Here is a 20,486-nt window from a genome sequence, read left to right on the forward strand (position 1 = left end):
AAAAGGCAGGGATGGGTGCGGGCCGGCGGCACCCCCTGGGCCCGCGGCCCGGCCACGGGGGCCGGTTGCTACCGCAATGTTAGGACATTACGGGCAAACTGCCAAATCGGATGCCCGGCGGTCTACCTTTGCCGCCGATTCTAACAACCCGCGCCCCATGCTGCAAGTTTCCGTCCTCAAAGAACAAACCGACCGGGTACTGGCCGGCCTCGCCAAGAAACACTACCCCACGGGCCCCGCCGATGTGGCCGCCATCCTCGACCTCGACCAGCGTCGCCGGGCCCTGCAAACCACCCACGACGCCGCCCAGGCCGAAGCCAACGACCTCGCCCGCCAGATTGGGGCCCTGATGAAGAGCGGCGACAAGGCCGGCGCCGAAACCCTGAAAATCCGCACCACGGAGCTCAAGCAGCACACCAAAACCGCCACCGACGAACTGACGCAGGTGGAAATTGCCATCCAGCAGCTGCTCTACAAGCTGCCCAACCTGCCCCATGCCAGCGTGCCCGAAGGCCGCGCCGCCGCCGACAATGAGCTGGTGCGCGCGCACGGCACTAAGCCTGACTTGTACGCCGGGGCCCAGCCGCACTGGGAGCTGATTAAAAAGTACGACATCATTGATTTTGAGCTGGGCATCAAAATTACCGGGGCGGGCTTTCCGGTGTACAAGGGCCAGGGGGCCCGGCTGCAACGGGCACTGGTTAATTTTTTCCTCGACGAGGCCCGCGCCGCCGGCTACACCGAGGTGCAGCCCCCCATTGTGGTGAACGAGGCCAGCGCCACCGCCACCGGCCAGCTGCCCGACAAGGAGGGCCAGATGTACCACGATGCCAAGGACGACCTCTACCTCATCCCGACGGCCGAGGTGCCGGTGACGAACCTCTACCGCGACGAGATTATTCCGGTCGAGAAGCTGCCCATCCGCAACGCGGCCTACACGCCCTGCTTCCGCCGCGAGGCCGGTTCGTGGGGTGCCGACGTGCGGGGCCTCAACCGCCTGCACCAGTTCGACAAGGTGGAAATTGTGCAAATCACGCAGCCCGAAAATAGCTACGCCGCCCTCGACGGCATGGTGGCCCACATCGAAAGCCTGCTCCAAAAGCTGGGCCTCCCCTACCGCGTGCTGCGCCTGTGCGGCGGCGACATGGGCTTCACCAGCGCCCTGACCTACGATTTGGAGGTGTGGAGCGCCGCCCAGGGCCGCTGGCTCGAAGTGTCGTCGGCGTCCAACTTCGAAACCTACCAGGCCAACCGCCTTAAGTGCCGCTACCGCGCCGATGGCGGCAAAACCCAACTTCTGCACACGCTCAACGGCTCGGCCCTGGCCCTGCCCCGCATCGTGGCCGCGTTACTGGAAAACAACCAAACCGCCGACGGCATTGAGCTGCCCGAGGTGCTGCACAGCTACTGCGGCTTTAGCAAGATTGGTTAACCGTCTAGCCTTGGCGGGACTTAATTTCCAACTTGGCGAAACTTCGCGCCAAAGCCGTTAGCAAAAATTTTCGCCAAGGTTTAATGCCGCTATCTTTGGCCCAACGCACGGTATCCACCTCGCCAACCCGGTTGCCTACAAACGGCGAACCCCCGGCCGTTGGACCGACCGAGGGTTCAAGAAGTAGGTGTTGAAGCACCTAATCTTCTCATCCAGATGGAAAAGGAACGTGCGAAATCGGAGGTTAAGTTCAGGCTTGACGTCCGAATACCCGAAGGGCTAGTAAAATGGCTGCTTTGGTTTCTGGTGGGCGGCGGTGCCTTAACGGCCGCCGAACACTGGATTAAGTAGGGTAAGGGGCTGGGCCGCGAGGTTCGGCCCCTTATTTTTTGTGTGGCAAATATACGGGTGCCGCGCAAAAAGTTTGCTTGGTTCTTTTTATGGCTCTGGCGGGCTCTCACTGGGGCCCTAATACTCCAGCGTTTGCTCGTCCACGTAGCACCAGAGCCACCGCTCGCCGGGCTGGGCAGAGGCAATGACGGGGTGCTGCGTGGCGTAGAAGTGCTTGGTGGCGTTGCTTGTTCTTCGAGTCGTCGCAGCAGCCGACGTGGCCGCACTCCTGGCAGGTGCGCAGGTGCACCCAGGCGTCGCCCAGGGCCACGCACTCGGGGCACACGTGCTTGGTATCCGGGATGATGTGGATGATGTGGGCGAGGTGCTGGCAGATGGCGGACATGACGGCTTTTTAGTTGTCAGGTGCTCATTATCAGTTGTTAGGTGCGCAGGTGGTTTACTGAGAACTGCCAACGAGCAGCTGACAACTAACCCCGGGGCCCTAGCGGCCGTCGCGGGGCGGCGGCAGGTTCAAATCCAAATCCTGGTCGTTCATGCACTTGAAATGGCCCTGCGGGCACTTTGCAAACCCGATTTTGGAGCAGGGGCGGCAACTCAGGTTCAGCACCTCCAGGGCCCTAAATTCGGTTTTGTAGGGGTACATGCCGAAGGCCGGCACCGTATTGCCCCACACGCTGAAAATCTCCTTCTTGAAGGCCGCCGCGATGTGCATCAGGCCCGTGTCGTGGCTCACCACCAGTTGCGCCTGCCGCAGCAGCGAGGCCGACTGGTGCAGCGAATATCGCCCGCAACCGTTGTGAATGAGCGGGTTGGAAAAGGAATGCAGGGATGATTTTTCGGGGAAATAATATGGGCTCTCGGGGATGCGGGCCGTGGGCTCGGCGCGGCCCGCACCCGCGTCAAACGCCAGCTCAATGACGTGACCGGTAGTCTCGTCCTCAGCCCCCCCGAGCAGCACGATGGGGCGGTTAATCTTGGCGCACAGCGCAATAAGCTTCTCGACGGGCAGGCGCTTGGTGGCGTGCTGGGCCCCGATGGCCACCGCCACGTAGCCGCGCTGGAAGCCCGCGGGCAGGTCGCGCAGGTCGACTTCCTGGCCTTCGGGAATGAAGTAATCGAGGCCCTGGCCGTCGTTGCGTACACCCAGCGGCGCGGCGGCAGCCAGGTAGCGGTCCACGATGTGGATATCAGGCAGGGTGTTGACTTTAAAATTGACCAGCAGCCACTTCTGGCGGTTCAGCTTGTCGAAGCTGGCCGATTTCACGTTGAGCTGCAACTTAATTAGCCGGGTGCGCAGGTTGTTGTGCAGATCGACGATGAAGTCGAACTTCTCCGCCCGCAACTCGCGCACCAAATCGCGCAGCGAGCCGCTGAGCACGTGCACTTTGGCAATGTACGGGTTGGGCTCCAGTAGGCCGCGGTAGGCAGGCTTGGTGGCAAAGTGCACCTCCGCGCCCGGCACCTGCTGCGCCAGGGCCCGCACCACGGGCGTGGTCAGCACAATGTCACCGATGGAGGAAAAGCGGAGAACGAGGATTTTCATTTATAGGACAGGGGCCCCGATAGAACAAGACATCGGCATTACAAGGCCGTCATGCTCAAACGAACAACGGCCCCCTACTCAAACAGCGACGTTTTGAAAACTTCCGGCGGCTTGATGGCGGCTTTGCGGGCGGCGAAGTAGGCGGCGGCTTCGTCTACCGATTTGGTGTTAAACGTCATCTCCTTGGCTAGCATGCCTTTGCGGCCCATGAGCACACCGTAGCGAGTGTCGGCGTAACCGTCGGTGTGGTGGGCGTCGGGGTTGATGCTGAGCTGCACGCCTTGGTCGAGGGCGTAGCGCACCCAGCGCCAGTCGAGGTCGAGGCGCCAGGGGTTGGCGTTGATTTCGATGATGACCTGGTGCTGGGCGCAGGCATCGATGACGGCCTTGTAATCAATGGGGTAGCCCTGGCGGCGCAGCAACAGGCGGCCGGTGGGGTGGCCCAGCATGGTGCAGTAGGGGTTGGCGATGGCGCGCAGCAGGCGGTCGGTGGCCTTGCGCTCGTCCATTTTCAGGTTGGAGTGCACCGAGGCCACGATGAAATCGAAGCTCGCCAGCACTTCGGGCGCGTAGTCCAGGGCCCCGTCGCTGAGGATGTCGCTTTCTATGCCCTTGAAAATGCGGAAGGGCGCCAGTTCCGCGTTGAGCTTGTCGATTTCCTGGTGCTGCTGGCGCACGCGGTCGGCGCTGAGACCGTTGGCGTAGTGGGCGGCCTGCGAGTGGTCGCAGATTCCGAGGTACTCGAAGCCGTGGTCGCGCAGCCAGATAGCCATTTCGCGCAGCGAGTGGTTGCCATCAGAGTAGGTGCTGTGGTTGTGCAGCGAGCCGCGGATATCGCCGTCTTCGAGCAGGCGGGGTAGCTTGTTTTCGGCAGCCAGCGCGATTTCGCCCAGGCCCTCGCGCAGCTCGGGCACCAGGTATTGCAGGCCAGCGCGCTCGTATAGAGCCTCTTCGCGCTCGAATTTCTCGCGGCGGGCCCACTGGCGCAGCGTAGCGGGCTGGCCGGGGCCCAGGCCGGCGGCGTTGGGCAGTAGCTCGGCGAGGTGCGTTTCGGTGGCGGTTTGGAGGAACAGCTCGTTCACGAAATCGGCGGGGGCCACTAGCAGCACTTCCACGGCCACGCCCGAGCCGGCGGCGGTGCCGCGCCAGGCGAAGGGCCCCGAGAGCGCCGGCGCGGGCACCAGGCCTTCGAGCGAATTGAGCAGGTCGTGGGCCATTTCGGGCGCGTCGGTGGCGGCCACCAGGGCCACGGTTTCCACAGTTTCGAGGCGGCGGCGGGTTTCGCCGGCCACCGCCACCTGCTCGGTGCCAAGGGCTTCGCGGAGGCGGCGGGCCAGGGCCTCGGCCAGCTCCTCGGCCTGCGGGTAGAGCAGCTTGCCCTTGCTTTGGTCCGTGAATTCGAGGGCTTCCAGGATGCCCTGCTGGGTTTTCTGGCCGAAACCCTTGAGCTTGCTCACCTGGTCGGCCTCGGCGGCGGCGCGCAGCTGCTCGGCGCTTTCAATGCCTAGCTCGCGCCACAGGGCCCTGATCTTTTTCGGGCCGATACCCTTAATTTTCAGTAGCTCCACCACGCCGGGCGGGGTGGCGGCGAGCAGGCGCTGCAAGTCGGAGAACGTGCCCGTGTCGAGCAGTTCTGCCACTTTGGCGGCGGCGGTTTTGCTCAGGCCGGTGCGGTCGGGCAGGCCGGAGCGCTCTACCTCGGCCACCGGGAAGCTCAGGGCTTCCAGGGCCGTAGCAGTGCCTTCGATGGCCCTGATTTTGAAGGGATTTTCGTCGTGCAGCTCCATGAGCTGCGCCGCTAGCCGGAAGGCGCGGGTAAGGGCGCGGTTGTCCACAGGAATAGGTCGTTTGGGTGAGCGAAGGTACCGCTGAGCGTAGCTTGCAGCTGGCAGCCGGGGCCCTACCGGGGCGCCCGCTGTTTCTTGTTGCCTACGTTAATCTCCTTGCTCATGGCCCTTTCCTTCCCCCGCTGGCTGGCGGTGCTGCCGCTGGCACTCGTGGCCGCCACGTGCCAGTCGCCCCGCCCCGACCGCCTACCCACTTCCCCCGCCGACTTGCAGGGCACGTGGCTGCAATCGAACGAAGAAAGCCGCGGCGACACGCTCGTGTACCGGCCCAACACCTACAAATTTCCGCCCAGCCGCGGCCGTACGGGCTTTGCCGTGGGGCAAGCGGGCCGCTTCACCGAGTTCGATATTGCGCCCACTGATGGCCTGGAAGGGCACGAGGGCACCTGGACGGCCCCCGACGCCGCCCACCTGCGCATCCACCTCAATGACAACAGCGCGCCCGACTACACCTTGGAAATCATTTCCTTGCATAACGGCGTGCTGAAGCTGCGGCGGCCGTAGGGCCCCTGGCGTTGCCGGGGCATTATCTTCGCTGGCATTCCCGCCCAGCGCCAGGGCCGTGCGCGCCGCCGGGGCGTGCGGGGCCCCACCGGCGCGCACGGCCCTGGCGCGCCGCGCCGGTGCGGTGGGTTTTCCGTCGATTACCTCGTCCTTCGCATGAAATTTTTTCCATTATCCGTCCTGGCTTTGGCTGGGGCACTGGCCGTTTCGACGGCGCACACGGCCCCGCTGGGGGGCCCCAAAGCAGCCCCGGCCTACGGCCAAAAAGCCGGCGCGGCCATCGACCGCATCGACCCCACCTACTGGTTTGTGGGCATGAAGAACCCCCAGGTGCAGTTGCTGGTGCACGGCCCCGGCCTGGCCAGCAGCACGGTGGAGCAGCCCAACTACCCCGGCGTCACCCTCGACAAAGTGGAGAAGCTAACCAGCCCCAACTACTTGTTGCTCAGCCTCACAGTACGGCCCGATGCCAAGCCGGGCAAGATCAAGCTGCAATTCAAAGGTGCTAAGAACTTCACGTACAGCTACGAGCTGCGGGCCCGCAACCCCGACCCCGACCGCACCCAGGGCCTCACGCAGGCCGACTTCATTTACATGCTGATGCCGGACCGTTTTTCGAACGGCGACCCGAAGAACGACGTGGTGAAGGGCACCCGCGTGAACCACGTGGCCCGCGACTCAATGTATGCCCGCCACGGCGGTGATTTGAAAGGCATCGAGAACCACTTCGGCTACCTCAAGCAACTGGGCGTCACGGCCGTCTGGCCCACGCCGCTCGTGGAAAACGACATGCCCAAGGCCAGCTACCACGGCTACGCCGTGACGGACTGCTACAAAATTGACCCGCGCTACGGCACCAACGCCGAATACGTGCAGTTTGTGAAAAAAGCGCACAAACAGGGCCTTAAAGTGGTGCAGGACATTGTGCTAAACCACTGGGGCAGCTATAATTACCTATTCCTGGACCAGCCAGCGGCCGACTGGTTCCACGCCTTTCCCACCTTCACGCGCAGCAACTACAACGCCTACGTCCTCAACGACCCGCACGGGGCGGCCATCGACCGCAAGCTGGAAAACGACGGCTGGTTCGACACCACCATGCCCGACGTGAACCAGAGTAACCCACTGGTGGCGACGTACTTGATTCAGAACTTTTTGTGGTGGGTGGAGAGCACCGGCCTCGACGGATACCGCATCGACACGTACCCGTATTCGGAGCCGCAGTTCCTCATGGCCTGGGGCAAGGCCATTGCCGACGAGTACCCCAAGCTGGCTCTGTTTGGCGAGGCCTGGGAGGGCACCGAGGCCGAGCAAGCGTTCTTCGCGCAGAACATTTTCCCGCCCGTCAACGGCTTCAGGTCGAACCTGCCGGGCGTACTCGATTTTCAGGTTTGCTTCGGTATCGGCGACGCGCTGAAAGGCGACGGCGGCGATTTGAACAAGCTGTACCGCGCCTTGCAGGGCGACTGGATGTACACCGACGCCACGCGCAACGTGCCGTTTCTCGACAACCACGACATGAGCCGGTTCTATTCGGTGATTGGCGAAGACTTTGCGAAGTACAAGATGGGCCTGGCCTGGCTGCTGACGCTCCGCGGTACGCCGCAGCTGTACTACGGCACGGAGGTGCTGATGAAGAACTTCTCGGACCCTGACGGCAAGGTGCGCGAGGACTTCCCCGGCGGCTGGGCCGGCGACAAAACCGACTATTTCACGGCCCGCCCGGGGCCAGCCGGCGAGGCCTTCGACTACGTGAGCAAACTGGCCAACTACCGCAAAACCCACCCCGTGCTCAGCAGCGGCAAGCTCATGCAGTTCATTCCGCAGGACGGCGTGTACACCTACTTCCGCTACACCGATGCGGGCGAGTGCGTGATGGTCATCGCCAACAACACCAAGGACGCTAAGCAAGTGGATGGCAGCCGCTTCGCTGAGCGCACCGCCGGCTTTACTTCGGGCCAGGACGTGGTGACCGGGGCCCCGGTGCCCGACCTGAAAACCCTCGCCGTGCCCGCCCGCACGGTCATGGTGGTCGAACTCAAAAAATAGATTTGGAAATGGGGCCCTGGGGCCCCATCTTCATCGCGCATCTTCCTAAATCCCACCTACTTCTATGGCCGCTGGAGTCATCACGTCCGCCCATTCTACCCACGCCAAGCCGCGCCTTTCGTTCTGGCAAATCTGGAACATGAGCTTCGGCTTCCTCGGCATCCAGTTCGGCTTTGCGCTGCAAAACGCCAACGTGAGCCGGATTTTCGAGACGATGGGCGCCAAAACCGATGAAATCGCCTTTTTGTGGCTGGCCGCGCCCGCCACGGGCCTCATCGTGCAGCCCATCATCGGCTACCTATCCGACCGCACCTGGAGCCCGCGCTGGGGCCGGCGCCGGCCCTACTTCCTGATTGGAGCCATTTTAGCGTCGATTTCGCTGCTCATTATGCCCAACGTGACGGCCCTGTGGATGGCGGCCGGCATGCTCTGGATCATGGATTCGAGCATCAACATCAGCATGGAGCCGTTCCGGGCCCTGGTGGGCGACTTGCTGCCCTCGGAGCAGCGCACTACGGGCTTCGCGGCCCAGACGTTTTTCATTGGCGTGGGGGCCGTGGTGGCCTCGTCGCTGCCCTGGGTGCTCACCAACTGGTTCCATGTAGCCAACGTGGCAGCGGCAGGCCACATCCCGGCGTCGGTGCGCTACTCGTTTACGGCGGGCGGCGTGGTGTTTTTCCTGGCCGTGCTCTGGACGGTGCTGCGCACCCGCGAATACCCGCCCGCCGACCTGGCCGAGTTCGAGGCCGAAAAGGCCCGCACATCTGGCATCGCGCACGGCTTCAAGGAGTCGTTTGCCGGCATTTTCAAGATGCCCAAAACCATGCGCCAGCTGGCTGTGGTGCAGTTTTTCTCGTGGTTCGCGCTGTTTTCGATGTGGATTTACACCACGCAGGCCGTCACCAGCCACGTTTTCCACACCACCGATACTACTTCGGCGCTCTACAACAAAGGCGGCGACTGGGTGGGCGTGTGCTTTTCGGTGTACAACGGCTTGTCGGCCGTGATGGCGCTGCTGCTGCCCGTGGTGGCGCGCCGCACCAGCCGGCGCTTCACCCACATGCTGGCGCTGGTGCTGGGCGGGCTAGGGTTGATTTCCATTTACTTCATCCACGACTACCACTACATTTTGCTGTCGATGGTGGGCGTGGGCATTGCCTGGGCCAGCATCCTGAGCGTGCCCTACGCCATGCTGGCGGGGGCCCTGCCGTCCAATAAAATGGGCTACTACATGGGCGTGTTCAACTTTTTCGTGGTGCTGCCGCAGGGCGCGGCCGGCCTCATCTTGGGGCCCCTCACGAAGCACGTTTTCCACGGCCAGTCCATTTACACGCTGATGGTGGGCGGCGCCGCGATGATCATTGCCGGCCTGCTCACCCTCACCGTGGACGATGTGGACGACGTGCCCGTGGCCACCACCGGCGAGCCAGCCGAGAACTTCGGCTACGGCACCCCCGCCACCCGGGCGTAGTTTTTGCCTCGTTGTCATTCCGAGCGCAGGGAGGAATCTGGGCCAAACACAGCTTCAGATTCCTCCCTGCGCTCGGAATGACGTTTTTCCTCCCCTATGCTACTTCGCTTTGCCCTGCTGGCCGCCCTGGCCGCCGCTCCCTTCAGCCCCGCCGCGGCCCAAACCGCGCCGGGGGCCCCATCTGCTAAATTGGTGGCCAACTGGGGCCTCACCGACCTGGCCGCCGCGCAAGCCAAGGCCAAGGCCACCGGCCGGCCCATCGTGGCTGTGTTTTCGGGTTCCGACTGGTGCGCGCCGTGCGTGAAGTACGAGCGCGAGGTATTTGCCCAGCCCGCCTTCGTGGCCTACGCCAAGGACCGGCTGGTGCTGGCCCATTTCGACTTCCCGCAGAAGCCCCAGAACCAGCCCGCGCCCGCCCAAATCAAGCGTAACGACGCGGCCAAAGCGCAGCTTAACCGCGAGGGCGAGTTCCCGTTGGCCGTGGTGGTGGCACCCGACGGCAAAATCCTGGGCAAGATTGGCTACGTCACTGGGGGCCCCACGGGCTTCGAGGCGTACCTGAAAACGTTGCTGGGCAAGTAGTTATTTCTGAAGGAATAGAATAAAGAAAGGCCGTCATGCTCATCTGGCGTCCGCCTGTCGAAGCATGACGGCCTTTTCTGGCTGCTTTCTCAACTACCGGCTAAGCCGACACCAACGCCTCCCGCACCAGCGGGGCCACGCGCGTACCGAGCAGCTCGATGGCGTGCAGCATTTTGGCGTGGGGCAGCAGCAGGTTAGTCATCTGGATGGAGATGCGCGCCAGGCCGCCCAGTGACTCGCTGACGGCCAGCAGCTTGGCGGCCACCGTTTCGGGGTCGCCGATCATGAAGGCGCCGCGGGGGCCCCGGGTGGCGTCGTACTGCCCGCGGGTGGGCGCCGGGAAGCCGCGCTCCTTGCTGATGGTGGTGAACATTTGGGCGTAGCCGGGGTAGAAATCGTCGGCCGCCTGCTGGGTGGTGTCGCCCACGAAGCCGAAGACGTGGACGCCCACTTTCAGCTGCTCGGCGGGGTGGCCGGCGCGGCGGCCAGCCTCGCGGTACAGGTCCACGAGCGGGCGGAAGCGGTGCGGCTCGCCGCCGATGATGGCAATCATGAGAGGCAGGCCGAGGGTGCCGGCGCGCACGAACGACTCGGGCGTGCCGCCCACGCCGAGCCAGATGGGCAGCTTTTCTTGCAGCGGGCGCGGGTAAATACCCTGGTTTTTGAGCGGGGCCCGGTACCGGCCCGACCACGTAACGTTGGCGTTGTCACGGATTTTCAGCAGCAAATCCAGCTTCTCGGTGAAGAGCGAATCGTAATCGTTCAGGTTGAGGCCAAAGAGCGGAAATGCCTCCGTGAACGAGCCGCGGCCCACAATGAGCGCCGCCCGGCCCTGCGAAAGCAGGTCGAGCGTGGCAAAGTTCTGGAACACGCGCACCGGGTCGTCGGCGCTGAGCACGGTCACGGCGCTGTTGAGATGGATGCGCTTGGTGCGGGCCGCGGCGGCCGCCAGAATCATGGCCGGGGCCGCGTCGAGGAAGTCGCGCCGGTGGTGCTCGCCGATGCCGAAGGTGTCAAGGCCCACTTCGTCGGCCAGCGCAATTTCTTCCAGCAACTGCTGCATCCGGTCGGCCGGGCCGATGGGTTGGCCCGTGGCCGGGTCAATGCCCGCCGCCACGAAGCTGTCGATGCCGATTAAGAGTTGGTTGCTCATGGGTTGTGTGGTTGAAAGTCTATACTGAGGGAGACGGGCCGTTCAAAGGAATCAGAACAGGCCGTCATGCTTCGGCTCCACTTCGTTTCGCGGACGCCAGATGAGCATGACGGCCTGTTCAACAACTAACTACCAACGATTTAGTGGTTAACGGGAGCCTCAACCAGCAAAAACCGGGCGTCGGCGCTGGTTTCGAGGTGGATGGCGTCGGTATCCCAAATGCCCAGGCTGTCGCGGGTGCCTACCTCCTGGCCGGCTACGGTTACGGTGCCGCTAATGACGAACAGGAACACCATCTTATTCAACGGCTTGAGGGCGTAATCCACCGCGGTGGGCTGCTCGTAGTGGCCCAGCGAGAGCTTGGCGTTCTGGTTGATCCAGCAGTGGGCCTGGCCTTCCTCGTTGCTGACGATGGTGGTGAGCTGGTTGCGGCGCTGCGCCTCCGGGAACTGGCGGCGCTGGTAGCGGGGCCCCACGTTTTGCAGCTTAGGCTCGATCCAGATTTGCAGGAAGTTCACCTCGTCCTCGCCCACGTTGTACTCCTCATGGCGCAGGCCCGAGCCGGCACTCATGATTTGCACGCCGCCGGGTGCTATCACCTCCGAGTAGCCCAGCGAGTCTTTGTGGTTCATGGAGCCAGCCAGCAGCACGGAAATGATTTCCATGTTGGCGTGCCCGTGGGTGCCGAAGCCGCCGCCGGGCTGCACAAAATCGTCGTTAAACACCTTCAGCAGCCCGAAGCCGTTGCGCAGTGGGTTAGCGTATGAGCTGAAGCTCAGCGTGAAATTGCTTTGCAGCCAGCCAATGTCTTTGCGGCCACGGTCGGCAGCGCGGGTGAGGTGGGTTTGCATGGGAAAAGCGTAGGTTATGGTAGAAATTAGGACCCCGGCGCGCGGCGCGGCCGGGGCGTTAGTGCCGGGCCCCTAGCCGAGCATGGGCACTTCCATCAGCAGCAGTTCGGCGTTGCTATCGGCCGTGATGGCCAGCGCGTCCACCTCCCACAGGCCGAAGCCGTCGCGGCGGTGCAGGGCCTGGCCGTTGATGGTCACGTCGCCGGCCAGCACGAAAGCGTACACGCCGTTGCCGGGCTGCTTGAGCCGGTACTCGGTGGCGAAGCCCTGGTCGAGGGTGCCGAGGTGAAACCAGGCATTTTGGTGCAGCCACACGCCAGCATCGTCGGGGCTCGGCGATGCCACTTGCAGCAGGCGGTTGTGGCGCGCTTCGGGCGAAAAGGTTTGCTGGCCGTAGCGCGGGGCCACGTTTTCTGCGTTGGGTATCACCCAAATTTGCAGGAACTTGACCGCGTCGTACAGGCTGTGGTTTTTCTCAGAGTGGGCCACGCCAGTGCCCGCGCTCATCACCTGCACGTCGTTTTGGCGAATCACGGTTTTGTTGCCCAGCGAATCCTGGTGCTCCAAATCGCCGGCGAGCGGGATGGAAATGATTTCCATGTTTTGGTGCGGGTGGCGGCCGAAACCCCTGCCCTCGGCCACGGTATCGTCGTTCAGCACGCGCAGGGCCCCAAAGTGCATGCGGGCCGGGTCGTGGTAGTTGGCGAAGCTGAAGGTGTGAAACGAGTCGAGCCAACCGTGGTTGGCGTGGCCGCGGGTGGCGGCCAAATGCAGAACGGAGCGGGCCATACGAAAAGAGCGGGATAATTTTGAAGCCAGAACCGAGGCGGCGGCACAGTGCCGGGCGCAATCGGTCTAAAAATGTATATACATCAAATGTACGTACATTGTTCCACTACAACTCTTTTTCTCTCCTACCTCGCATGAACTACTGGCTTGTTAAATCCGAACCCGAAGCTTACTCCTGGGCCGACTTCCTCCGCGACGACGGCACGGCCTGGACCGGCGTGCGCAACTACCAGGCCCGCAACAACTTGAACCTGATGCAGCCCGGCGACCAGGTGCTCTTCTACCACAGCGTGAGCGAGAAGGCCGTGGTGGGCCTGGCCGAAGTGGCCGCCCCCGCCGCCCCCGATGCCACCGCCGAAGCCGGCTCGCCTTGGGTGGCGGTGGCCCTACGCCCGGTGGGGCCCCTGGCCCGGCCCGTGGCGCTGGCCGCCCTCAAGGCCGACGCGCGGCTGGCCGAGCTGGCCCTGCTGCGGCAGTCGCGCCTGTCGGTGCTGCCGGTGCGGCCCGACGAGTTCGACCTGATTATGGCCCTGGGCGCGGCGTGAGGCGAGGCCCCGGCCGAACGACTTGCCCGCGGCCCGCGTTAGCCAGCGCGGTGCGGCTTGCGTACTAGCGGCGCAGGACGTACCTTTAAAATACTACCGTTTCCAGGGCCTATCCCCTGGGCGGCTAACTAGCGGAACGGGCATGAAAACACTGTACCCCTTGCTGTTGGCAGCGTGCTTGCTGCTGGGCCCCGGCGGGCCCCTCCGCGCCCAGGACCGGGGTGGCGCGCCCCTGCCGCCGCCTCCCGGGGCCCCCACCCAAGCGGCCCGCATCGAGCTGGACCTGGACCCCAGCACCAGCGAGGCCCACGTGCAGGCCCTGCCGGCCGATAGCTCGGTAGTAGTGCTGCTGGGGCGGCCCAACCGGCCGGGGGGGCGCGAAACGCTGTTTGCGTTTCAGCAGTACGACCGCGACCTGCGCCTGCGCACCGAGCAAGCCGTGGAAGTGCCCGACGAGTTCAGCTTCGTGCGCATTTGCGCCGAGCCGCGCATCGTGTACGCGCTGTTTGGCTCGACGCGGGTACCCGGTCGGTTTTTGGTGGCGGCCTACGACGCCCGGGGCGGCCAGGCCCTCACGCAGGTGTTTGAGACGAAAACCGCCCGCGACGTGCTGGACCTCAAGGCGATGGACGGGCACTTGTTTGCCACCGTGACGCTCAACGACGGCCAGCACCTCACGGCGCTGCTACTGGACGTGGCTACCGGCCGGCTGCAATTTCTGGCTTCCGTGTACGAGCAGCTGCCTACCCAGCTCAGCTTCGTGGCCGACGCCGCCACCGGCCGCGCCGAGTACGTGCTCACCCAAACCAACGGCCGCAAGAGCCGCCTCCAGCTCAAGCAGCTCACCGGCCGCGGGCAGCTCGTCAGCTCCGAGTACGTGCAGGCCGAGAGCGACCGCAGCCTCATCACGGCCCAGCTCAGCCCGCCCCAGGACACGAGCACGCGCCTGCTGACGGGCACCTACTCGCTGCGCGACCCCGGCTACGCCCAGGGCCTATTTGCCACCGACCTGAGCGCGGCGGCCGTGGGGCAGTCGGCGCTGCGGTTTTATGATTTCCGGCGGCTGAAGCACTTTTTCGACTACCTCAACCCCGCCCACCTGGCCCGCCTGGAGCGCCGCAACGAGCGCATCGACGCTAAGGCCCAGGAGCCCCAGCGCTGGCGCTACCGCCTGCTGCTGCACGAGCTGCTGCCCCAGGCCGACGGCGGCTACGTGCTGGTGGCCGAGGTATACGCCCCCCACTACCGCAGCAGCGCCTACACCGGCAGCCGCTACTACGGCTCGGGCTACGGTGGCTACGGCCGCAGCCTACCCGGCTACGCTGGCCTGCCCCTCGACCTGCCCCTGGGCATGAACAGCGCCTATGGCAACCCGCGCGACGCCGACGGCTACCAAACCAGCCACGTCGTGGTCTGCGGCTTCGACCGCGCCGGGGCCCTGCTCTGGGATAATACCTACGTGCTGAACGACGTGCACCGCCGCGACCTGGAGGAAACTGTGCGCCTCCAGTCGCTACCCGACGGCCGCCTGGCCCTGGCCTATCTGCGCGATGACCAGCTGCACTACAAGCTGGTGGACCGCGACGCAACGGGCCCCAACGACCTGGCCGTGCCCCTGTTCACGCCCCCCACCGGCTCGCCCTACAAAATATTAGACTCGGAGCCCGACGAGCTGCTGCCCTGGTTTGGCACGCGCTTCGTGGCCAGCGGCTACCAGCGCGTGCGCCGCCCCGGGGCCCCCGACCGCGACGTGTTTTTCCTGAACGCGGTAGCTTTTTAAGTAGTCGTTCAAAAATAAACAGGTTGTCAGTTGCTCGTTGTCAGCTGTCAGTCAACGATTTATTAACAAACTAACAACTGTCAACGAGTAACTGACAACTTAGGGCCCGTGGCCCGGCTTGGCCCGGCGTTTGCGAGGCGGCGCGGGCGGCGGGCCGTCATTTCCCCGCCGCCTTTTCGTCATGCTGAAGCGCGTTATCGCTCCGTTTTCCTCGTTTTTCCTGTTGGGTTTGCTGTTGCTGGCGGGTTGCCGCGCCGGCGGGCCCGGCGGGGCCCCGGCCCGCACGATGGCCGCTTTTTTCAACAAGTACGACGGCCAGCCCGGCTTCCACACCACCCAGTGGTCGGCCGATTTGCTCCAGCGCCTGGCCCTGGTGCGGGCCGCCAAGCTGCTCGGCGGCTCCGAGCTGACGGACGGCATCACGGGCATCCGGTCGGCGCGGTTCATCAGCTTCGTGCCCACGGCGGCCGCGCAGGTGGCCCAGCAGGGCCTGCGTAGCGAGGCAGCCGGCGTGCTGCAAAGTGAAAAGTACACTGCCTTGAGCGCGGGGGCCCCGGCGGCCAGCAGCTACCAGGTATCCACCCGCGGCAGCGGCGACAAGGTATCGGAATTTGCCGCCGTGGGCCAGCTGCCCGACGCGGCCAACTCCTTCGTGCTTGTCTCGGTGCAGGGCAATTTCACCCAAGCCCAGGTGCAGGCCCTCAGCAAGTACCTGCCGGCGCTGGTGCAGGCCACGGGGAAATAAGTTAAAAGTGAGAAGTTAAAAATGCTCGCCTGATGCTTCAGATAGGCATTTTTAACTCCTCACTTTTAACTTTTAACTCCTTCTACCGCTGCATGAGGCGCTCGATGTCGTCGGCTTCGAGCGGGATGCTGGCCATCAGGTTTTCGTTGCCGTCGGCGGTGAGGAGGTAGTCGTTTTCGAGGCGGATGCCTAGGTTTTCGGCGGGGATGTAGATGCCCGGCTCGATGGTGTACACCATGCCCGGCTCGAAGGTGCGGTACTTGGCGCCCACGTCGTGCACGTCGAGGCCCAGGTAGTGGCTGGTGCCGTGCATGAAGTACTTTTTGTAGAGCGGCTGGTCGGGGTTTTGGGCGGCCACGTCCTCGGCTTTCAGCAGGCCAAGCTTGATGAGCTCCTGCGCCATTTTTTCGCCCACGCTCTTGTGGTAGGCTTCGATTTCGTTGCCGGCGCGCAGCTGGGTTTCGGCGTAGCGCATCACGGCCAGCACCGATTCGTACACCTCGCGCTGGCGGGGGCTGAACTTGCCGCTGACGGGGATGCTGCGGCTGAGGTCGGCGGCGTAGTTGGCGTACTCGGCGCCGAAGTCCATCAGAATCACGTCGCCGGCCTGGCACTGCTCGTCGTTGGTGGTATAGTGCAGCACGGTGGCGTTTTTGCCGCTCCCGATGATGCTGCCGTAGGCGGGGCCCCGGCTGCGGTTGCGCAGGAACTCGTGCACGATTTCGGCCTCAATCTCGAACTCCCACACGCCCGGCTGCACGAAGCCCAGCACCCGCCGCAGCGCTTTTTCGGTGATGGCGCAGGCCGTGCGCATCGCCTCAATTTCCTGGGGCCCTTTAATGGCGCGCAGCCGGTGTAGCAGCGGCGCGGCGCGGCGGTAAGTGTGCAGCGGGTACTGCTGCTGGATGGCTTTGATGAAGCGGGCGTCGCGCGTTTCCACGTCCACCACGGCGCGGATGTGCTCGTTCGTGTTCAAATACACCTGCTCGGCCTCGTTCATCAGGGCGGGCAGCACGGTTTTGAAGCTCTCCAGCCACATAACGGTGGGAATGCCCGAATTTTGGCGGGCTTGCTCCTTGGTCAGCTTGTGGCCTTCCCACACCAGAATCAGGTCGGAGGTTTCCTTCAAAAACAGGATTTCGCGGTGGCCTTCGAGCCGAGCGTTGGGCGAAATTACCAGGATACTTTCCTCCTGGTCGATACCCGCCAGGTAGTACAAGTCGCTGCTCTGCCGGAAGCCCATCGAGCCGTCGGCGTTGGTGGGCATGATATCGTTGGACTGGAAAATGGCCAACGAATTGGCCGGCAGCAACTCGCGGAAGCGGCGGCGGTTTTCAACAAAAAGCTCGGGGGCCAGGGGGGCGTAGCGCATAGTGGAAGTGGGGTGGGTTAGGGGCCGCAAGTTAGCGGCGCGGCGGGTGCCGGGGCCCAGGCGGGCGGCCCGGGGGCCCCGGCACTCGGCGTTCCGGCAGTGGGCAGTAAGTTGCCGCCGCAAATAGCCCCTTCCCAAACCGCCGTTTACCGCTCCTCATGAAAAAATTCGCCCTGCCGCTGGTGCTGGCTTCGTCGTTCGTGCTGCTCGGTTTGCGCACGTTCCTTCACGCCCTGGCCACGGACCAGCCGTGGCGCATGGCCACGGCGGCGGCGGGTTTTGCCATTGCAGCCGGGCTACTGGTGGCGCTGGGGCTGGCCACGATGAAGCATTTCACCGCTAGCAAGGCAGATTAAATCTTTATAAACCAGACATTTGATATAATTCGTGAAAACTTTCTTGTTCTACGTGCTCATCATAGCACCGATACCCCTCCACATGCTTTTTAGCAGAGGAACAATGAGCCCAAACATTTCCTTGGCGTTGGTTTTCCTTTACGTTTTCGTGTACCATCCCACCCTCGTAGGCCTGCGGCTGCTGGATAAGCACGTTATCACCAAGGCTGATTTTGCCAAAACGTACATTCCGTTCTGGAACCAACGCTATTTTTCGCAAGCCTTCTTTTAGAAACATCAGGGGCCCCAGCAACGCAACAGGGCGCTTCTCCAGCCGGAGGGGCGCCCTATTGCGTTGCGCAGATCGTCTTGTTCCTGAATTAGAAAAAACGCAGCACGTCATGCAGCGCGTAGCGAAGCATTTTTCCGGCGCCAGCAACCATGATTGATGCCGCGGTAGAGATGCTTCGCTGCGCGCTGCATGACATTCTTTTTTACACACTTTTTATTTGGGGGACAACTCTAATACCCTCCTACCCTTCCTACCTCTTACAGGGCGGGCCAGTTGATGGGCACTTGGGCGACGGGCTGCACGCAGTTGTCGAGCGTGTTGAGGGGCACGAAGCCAATAAGCTCTACCCGGGCGGCTTTGCTATAGCCGGGCGCGCCCGTAGTTTTGGGGCCCCGCCCGCCGCCATGTCCCAGCCCAACCCGCCCATCCTGCTCATTCAAACGGCGTTCATCGGCGACGTAATTCTGGCCACCGCCCTGGTGGAGTACCTAGCCCAGCACGAGCCCGCTACGCCCGTGGACGTGCTGGTGCGGCGCGGCAACGAGGCCTTGCTCCAGGGCCACCCGCACATCCGGCAGGTGCTCATCTGGGACAAGAAGTACCGCAAGTATGCCAACCTCTGGCAGTTGGTGCAGCAGGTGAGGGCCGGCGGCTACGGGCGCGTCGTCACGCTGCAGCGCTTTGCCAGCACGGGGTTCCTCACGGCGTTTTCGGGGGCCCCCGAGCGGGTGGGGTTTGCCGAGAATCCTTTTAGCCGGTGGTTCACGCGGCGCGTGCCCCACATCATCGGCAACGGCACGCACGAGGTGCAGCGCAACCTGGCCCTGGTGGCCCCCTCGCGCAGCACCAACCCGCGGCACCAGCGCCGGGGCCCCCGCCCGGCAGACCTGCCGCGCCTGGCCCCGCGCCTCTACCCCACCCCGGCCGACGAGGCGGCTGCCGCGCCCTACGCCGCCCCGGGGCCCTACATCTGCCTGGCGCCCACATCGGTGTGGTTCACCAAGCAGTACCCCGAAAGCAAGTGGCTGGAGCTGCTGGCCGCCCTGCCACCCGGCCTGCGCGTGTACCTGCTGGGGGGCCCGCCCGACGTACTGGCCTGCGACCGCCTGGCCGTGAACAGCGGCCGCCCGAACGTCGTCAGCCTGGCCGGGCAGCTGGGCCTGCTGGCCTCGGCCGCCCTCATGCGCGGGGCCCGAATGAACTACGTGAACGACTCGGCCCCGCTGCACCTGTGCTCGGCGGTGGGGGCCCCGGTGGTAGCGGTATTTTGCAGCACCGTGCCGGATTTCGGGTTTGGGCCCCTGGGGCCGGCCGCGGCGGTGGTAGAAACCGAGGAGCGGCTCGACTGCCGGCCCTGCGGCCTGCACGGGCACGCGGCCTGCCCGCTGGGTCATTTCCGCTGCGCCTACGGCATCGAGGTGGAGCAACTGCTTGAAACAATGAACAGTGGGCAGTGAACAGTTATCGACGGTCAATGCGTTAGTCTACTCTCAAATCGTTTCTGCCGGTCCTGGAGAATTTCGGGGGCCGTTTAGTCGAAAGCTCCAGAAAATTCCTCCATCAAGGCTTGTTAACTGTTCACTGCTAACTGCCCTTCCTTCTATGATTGATTACGATATCCACGAGTACCCCAACGGCATCCGGCTGCTGCACAAGCAGGTACTGCACACCAAAATCGCGCACTGCGGCTTTTTGCTCGACGTGGGCTCGCGCGATGAGGGGCCCCACCAGCAGGGCCTGGCCCACTTTTGGGAGCACATGGCCTTCAAGGGCACCCACAAGCGCAAGTCGTTCCACATCCTCAACCGCCTCGAAACCGTGGGCGGCGAGCTAAACGCTTACACCACCAAGGAAAAAATCTGCTTCTACGCCACACTCCTCAGCACGCACTTCGAGCGGGCCTTCGAGCTGCTGACCGACCTCACCTTCAACTCCACTTTCCCCGGCCGCGAGCTGGAGAAGGAGCGCGGCGTGATTCTGGAGGAGATGAGCATGTACCAGGACGCGCCCGAGGACGCCATCATCGACGATTTCGACACGGTGGTGTTTGGCGAGCATCCGCTGGGCGTCAACATTTTGGGCACCCGCGAGAGCGTAAGCAGCTTCTCGTCCAATGATTTTCACGCCTTCTATAGCGAGAACGTGCGCACCGACCGGCTGGTGTTCAGCTCCGTCAGCAACCTGCCGTTTAAGGAAGTGAAGCGGCTGGCCGACAAGTTTCTGGCGCCGCTGCCGGCCCGGCTGGGGCCCCGGGCGCGCCGCGGCGTGGGAACCTACGCCCGCAAAATGCAGCTCGAAAGCCGGCCCATCTCGCAGGCCCACTGCTTGGTGGGGGGCACCGCCTACCCGCTGGCCGACGCCCGCCGCATCCCGTTTTTCATGCTGAACAACATCCTTGGGGGCCCCGGCATGAACTCGCGCCTCAACCTGGCCGTGCGCGAGAAATACGGCCTGGTGTACACCATCGACAGCACGTACTCGCCCTACACCGACACGGGGTTGTTCGGCATTTACTTCGGCACCGAGGGCAAGCAGGTGAAGCGCACTCTGGGCCTGGTGCAGAAGGAGCTGAAACTGCTGCGCGACAAAGCCCTGACCACCACGCAGCTGCACGTGGCCAAAAACCAGCTCATGGGCCAGCTCGCCATGAGCGAGGAAAGCAACTCGGGCCTGATGCAGCTGCTCGGCAAGAGCACCCTCGACCTGGGCCGCGTGGAGCCGCTGAGCGAAATCTTCGGCCAAATTGAGCACGTGACGGCCGCCCTCCTGCGCGATATGGCCAACGAGCTCCTCACCGAGGAGCACCTGAGCGTATTGCAATACCTGCCGGAAGAAAAGTAGC

At 63.8% G+C, this 20,486-nt stretch carries 19 protein-coding genes; 12 read left to right on the forward strand and 7 right to left on the reverse strand.

Annotated elements, in window-relative coordinates:
• Positions 1-157: 157 nt before the first annotated feature.
• Positions 158-1,432 (forward strand): serine--tRNA ligase, encoded by a 1,275-nt coding sequence (gene serS / locus DDQ68_RS11385; protein ID WP_109656414.1) that lies wholly within the window; start codon positions 158-160, stop codon positions 1,430-1,432.
• A 457-nt stretch (positions 1,433-1,889) separates the two neighbouring features.
• On the opposite strand, the gene DDQ68_RS11390 is transcribed toward serS, so the two are convergent.
• The 3 genes from DDQ68_RS11390 to DDQ68_RS11400 all read right to left on the reverse strand — a co-directional run bounded on the left by DDQ68_RS11390 (position 1,890) and on the right by DDQ68_RS11400 (position 5,164).
• Complete coding sequence (locus tag DDQ68_RS11390) at positions 1,890-2,168, reverse strand: ubiquitin carboxyl-terminal hydrolase family protein (RefSeq protein ID WP_245897019.1); 279 nt, start codon at positions 2,166-2,168, stop codon at positions 1,890-1,892.
• A 99-nt stretch (positions 2,169-2,267) separates the two neighbouring features.
• Complete coding sequence (locus DDQ68_RS11395) at positions 2,268-3,329, reverse strand: glycosyltransferase family 9 protein (protein ID WP_109656415.1); 1,062 nt, start codon at positions 3,327-3,329, stop codon at positions 2,268-2,270.
• Positions 3,330-3,403: 74 nt separating this feature from the next.
• Complete coding sequence (locus DDQ68_RS11400; RefSeq protein ID WP_109656416.1) at positions 3,404-5,164, reverse strand: DNA polymerase/3'-5' exonuclease PolX; 1,761 nt, start codon at positions 5,162-5,164, stop codon at positions 3,404-3,406.
• 114 nt (positions 5,165-5,278) lie between these two features.
• Here DDQ68_RS11400 and DDQ68_RS11405 point away from each other — a divergent pair, with 114 nt between their 5' ends.
• The 4 genes from DDQ68_RS11405 (at position 5,279) to DDQ68_RS11420 (ending at position 9,782) form a co-directional block, all read left to right on the forward strand.
• Positions 5,279-5,680, forward strand: coding sequence for a hypothetical protein (locus tag DDQ68_RS11405; protein ID WP_109656417.1), 402 nt, complete (start codon positions 5,279-5,281; stop codon positions 5,678-5,680).
• A gap of 156 nt (positions 5,681-5,836) precedes the next feature.
• Positions 5,837-7,729 (forward strand): alpha-amylase family glycosyl hydrolase, encoded by a 1,893-nt coding sequence (locus DDQ68_RS11410; protein WP_109656418.1) that lies wholly within the window; start codon positions 5,837-5,839, stop codon positions 7,727-7,729.
• Positions 7,730-7,793: 64 nt separating this feature from the next.
• The gene (locus tag DDQ68_RS11415) at positions 7,794-9,200 is read left to right on the forward strand and encodes an MFS transporter (RefSeq protein ID WP_211320137.1); all 1,407 of its coding nucleotides are present in this window, start codon (positions 7,794-7,796) and stop codon (positions 9,198-9,200) included.
• A 96-nt stretch (positions 9,201-9,296) separates the two neighbouring features.
• A complete protein-coding gene (locus DDQ68_RS11420; protein ID WP_109656419.1) occupies positions 9,297-9,782 on the forward strand; it encodes a thioredoxin family protein in 486 nt (161 codons plus the stop codon).
• Between the two features lie 100 nt (positions 9,783-9,882).
• Here the strand turns inward: DDQ68_RS11420 and DDQ68_RS11425 are convergent, their stop codons facing one another.
• The 3 genes from DDQ68_RS11425 to DDQ68_RS11435 form a co-directional block, all read right to left on the reverse strand.
• Positions 9,883-10,935, reverse strand: coding sequence for an LLM class flavin-dependent oxidoreductase (locus DDQ68_RS11425; protein ID WP_109656420.1), 1,053 nt, complete (start codon positions 10,933-10,935; stop codon positions 9,883-9,885).
• Positions 10,936-11,075: 140 nt separating this feature from the next.
• Positions 11,076-11,786: a pirin family protein gene (locus DDQ68_RS11430; protein ID WP_109656421.1), complete on the reverse strand. Its 711-nt coding sequence runs from the start codon at positions 11,784-11,786 to the stop codon at positions 11,076-11,078.
• A 72-nt stretch (positions 11,787-11,858) separates the two neighbouring features.
• Positions 11,859-12,575, reverse strand: coding sequence for a pirin family protein (locus tag DDQ68_RS11435; protein ID WP_109656422.1), 717 nt, complete (start codon positions 12,573-12,575; stop codon positions 11,859-11,861).
• Between the two features lie 134 nt (positions 12,576-12,709).
• Here DDQ68_RS11435 and DDQ68_RS11440 point away from each other — a divergent pair, with 134 nt between their 5' ends.
• The 3 genes from DDQ68_RS11440 to DDQ68_RS11450 all read left to right on the forward strand — a co-directional run bounded on the left by DDQ68_RS11440 (position 12,710) and on the right by DDQ68_RS11450 (position 15,645).
• A complete protein-coding gene (locus tag DDQ68_RS11440) occupies positions 12,710-13,120 on the forward strand; it encodes an EVE domain-containing protein (protein WP_109656423.1) in 411 nt (136 codons plus the stop codon).
• 142 nt (positions 13,121-13,262) lie between these two features.
• Positions 13,263-14,900 carry a hypothetical protein gene (locus DDQ68_RS11445; RefSeq protein WP_109656424.1) on the forward strand — a complete coding sequence of 546 codons (1,638 nt, stop codon included), beginning with the start codon at positions 13,263-13,265 and terminating at the stop codon, positions 14,898-14,900.
• 181 nt (positions 14,901-15,081) lie between these two features.
• Positions 15,082-15,645 (forward strand): DUF4252 domain-containing protein, encoded by a 564-nt coding sequence (locus DDQ68_RS11450; protein ID WP_109656425.1) that lies wholly within the window; start codon positions 15,082-15,084, stop codon positions 15,643-15,645.
• Between the two features lie 82 nt (positions 15,646-15,727).
• On the opposite strand, the gene DDQ68_RS11455 is transcribed toward DDQ68_RS11450, so the two are convergent.
• The gene (locus tag DDQ68_RS11455) at positions 15,728-17,017 is read right to left on the reverse strand and encodes an aminopeptidase P N-terminal domain-containing protein (protein ID WP_109656426.1); all 1,290 of its coding nucleotides are present in this window, start codon (positions 17,015-17,017) and stop codon (positions 15,728-15,730) included.
• Positions 17,018-17,175: 158 nt separating this feature from the next.
• On the opposite strand from DDQ68_RS11455, the gene DDQ68_RS11460 reads away from it, so the two are divergent.
• From DDQ68_RS11460 to DDQ68_RS11470, 4 genes are all read left to right on the forward strand, one after another.
• Positions 17,176-17,373 (forward strand): hypothetical protein, encoded by a 198-nt coding sequence (locus DDQ68_RS11460; protein ID WP_109656427.1) that lies wholly within the window; start codon positions 17,176-17,178, stop codon positions 17,371-17,373.
• Between the two features lie 127 nt (positions 17,374-17,500).
• Positions 17,501-17,644, forward strand: coding sequence for a hypothetical protein (locus DDQ68_RS22820; RefSeq protein ID WP_162550043.1), 144 nt, complete (start codon positions 17,501-17,503; stop codon positions 17,642-17,644).
• A 404-nt stretch (positions 17,645-18,048) separates the two neighbouring features.
• Positions 18,049-19,101: a glycosyltransferase family 9 protein gene (locus DDQ68_RS11465; RefSeq protein WP_109656428.1), complete on the forward strand. Its 1,053-nt coding sequence runs from the start codon at positions 18,049-18,051 to the stop codon at positions 19,099-19,101.
• Positions 19,102-19,246: 145 nt separating this feature from the next.
• On the forward strand, positions 19,247-20,485 hold the full coding sequence (locus DDQ68_RS11470; RefSeq protein WP_109656429.1) for a M16 family metallopeptidase: 1,239 nt from the start codon (positions 19,247-19,249) through the stop codon (positions 20,483-20,485).
• The last annotated feature ends 1 nt before the right edge of the window (position 20,486 follow it).

This window comes from Hymenobacter nivis (assembly GCF_003149515.1).
GTDB classification, from domain to species: domain Bacteria; phylum Bacteroidota; class Bacteroidia; order Cytophagales; family Hymenobacteraceae; genus Hymenobacter; species Hymenobacter nivis.

Bases quoted from the DNA above. Each gene is read 5' to 3' on its own strand.
- serS (WP_109656414.1), top strand. From the start codon at position 158: ATGCTGCAAGTTTCCGTCCTCAAAGAACAAACCGACCGGGTACTGGCC.
- DDQ68_RS11390 (WP_245897019.1), bottom strand. From the start codon at position 2,168: ATGTCCGCCATCTGCCAGCACCTCGCCCACATCATCCACATCATCCCG.
- DDQ68_RS11395 (WP_109656415.1), bottom strand. From the start codon at position 3,329: ATGAAAATCCTCGTTCTCCGCTTTTCCTCCATCGGTGACATTGTGCTG.
- DDQ68_RS11405 (WP_109656417.1), top strand. From the start codon at position 5,279: ATGGCCCTTTCCTTCCCCCGCTGGCTGGCGGTGCTGCCGCTGGCACTC.
- DDQ68_RS11410 (WP_109656418.1), top strand. From the start codon at position 5,837: ATGAAATTTTTTCCATTATCCGTCCTGGCTTTGGCTGGGGCACTGGCC.
- DDQ68_RS11415 (WP_211320137.1), top strand. From the start codon at position 7,794: ATGGCCGCTGGAGTCATCACGTCCGCCCATTCTACCCACGCCAAGCCG.
- DDQ68_RS11420 (WP_109656419.1), top strand. From the start codon at position 9,297: ATGCTACTTCGCTTTGCCCTGCTGGCCGCCCTGGCCGCCGCTCCCTTC.
- DDQ68_RS11425 (WP_109656420.1), bottom strand. From the start codon at position 10,935: ATGAGCAACCAACTCTTAATCGGCATCGACAGCTTCGTGGCGGCGGGC.
- DDQ68_RS11430 (WP_109656421.1), bottom strand. From the start codon at position 11,786: ATGCAAACCCACCTCACCCGCGCTGCCGACCGTGGCCGCAAAGACATT.
- DDQ68_RS11435 (WP_109656422.1), bottom strand. From the start codon at position 12,575: ATGGCCCGCTCCGTTCTGCATTTGGCCGCCACCCGCGGCCACGCCAAC.
- DDQ68_RS11440 (WP_109656423.1), top strand. From the start codon at position 12,710: ATGAACTACTGGCTTGTTAAATCCGAACCCGAAGCTTACTCCTGGGCC.
- DDQ68_RS11445 (WP_109656424.1), top strand. From the start codon at position 13,263: ATGAAAACACTGTACCCCTTGCTGTTGGCAGCGTGCTTGCTGCTGGGC.
- DDQ68_RS11450 (WP_109656425.1), top strand. From the start codon at position 15,082: ATGCTGAAGCGCGTTATCGCTCCGTTTTCCTCGTTTTTCCTGTTGGGT.
- DDQ68_RS11455 (WP_109656426.1), bottom strand. From the start codon at position 17,017: ATGCGCTACGCCCCCCTGGCCCCCGAGCTTTTTGTTGAAAACCGCCGC.
- DDQ68_RS11460 (WP_109656427.1), top strand. From the start codon at position 17,176: ATGAAAAAATTCGCCCTGCCGCTGGTGCTGGCTTCGTCGTTCGTGCTG.
- DDQ68_RS11465 (WP_109656428.1), top strand. From the start codon at position 18,049: ATGTCCCAGCCCAACCCGCCCATCCTGCTCATTCAAACGGCGTTCATC.
- DDQ68_RS11470 (WP_109656429.1), top strand. From the start codon at position 19,247: ATGATTGATTACGATATCCACGAGTACCCCAACGGCATCCGGCTGCTG.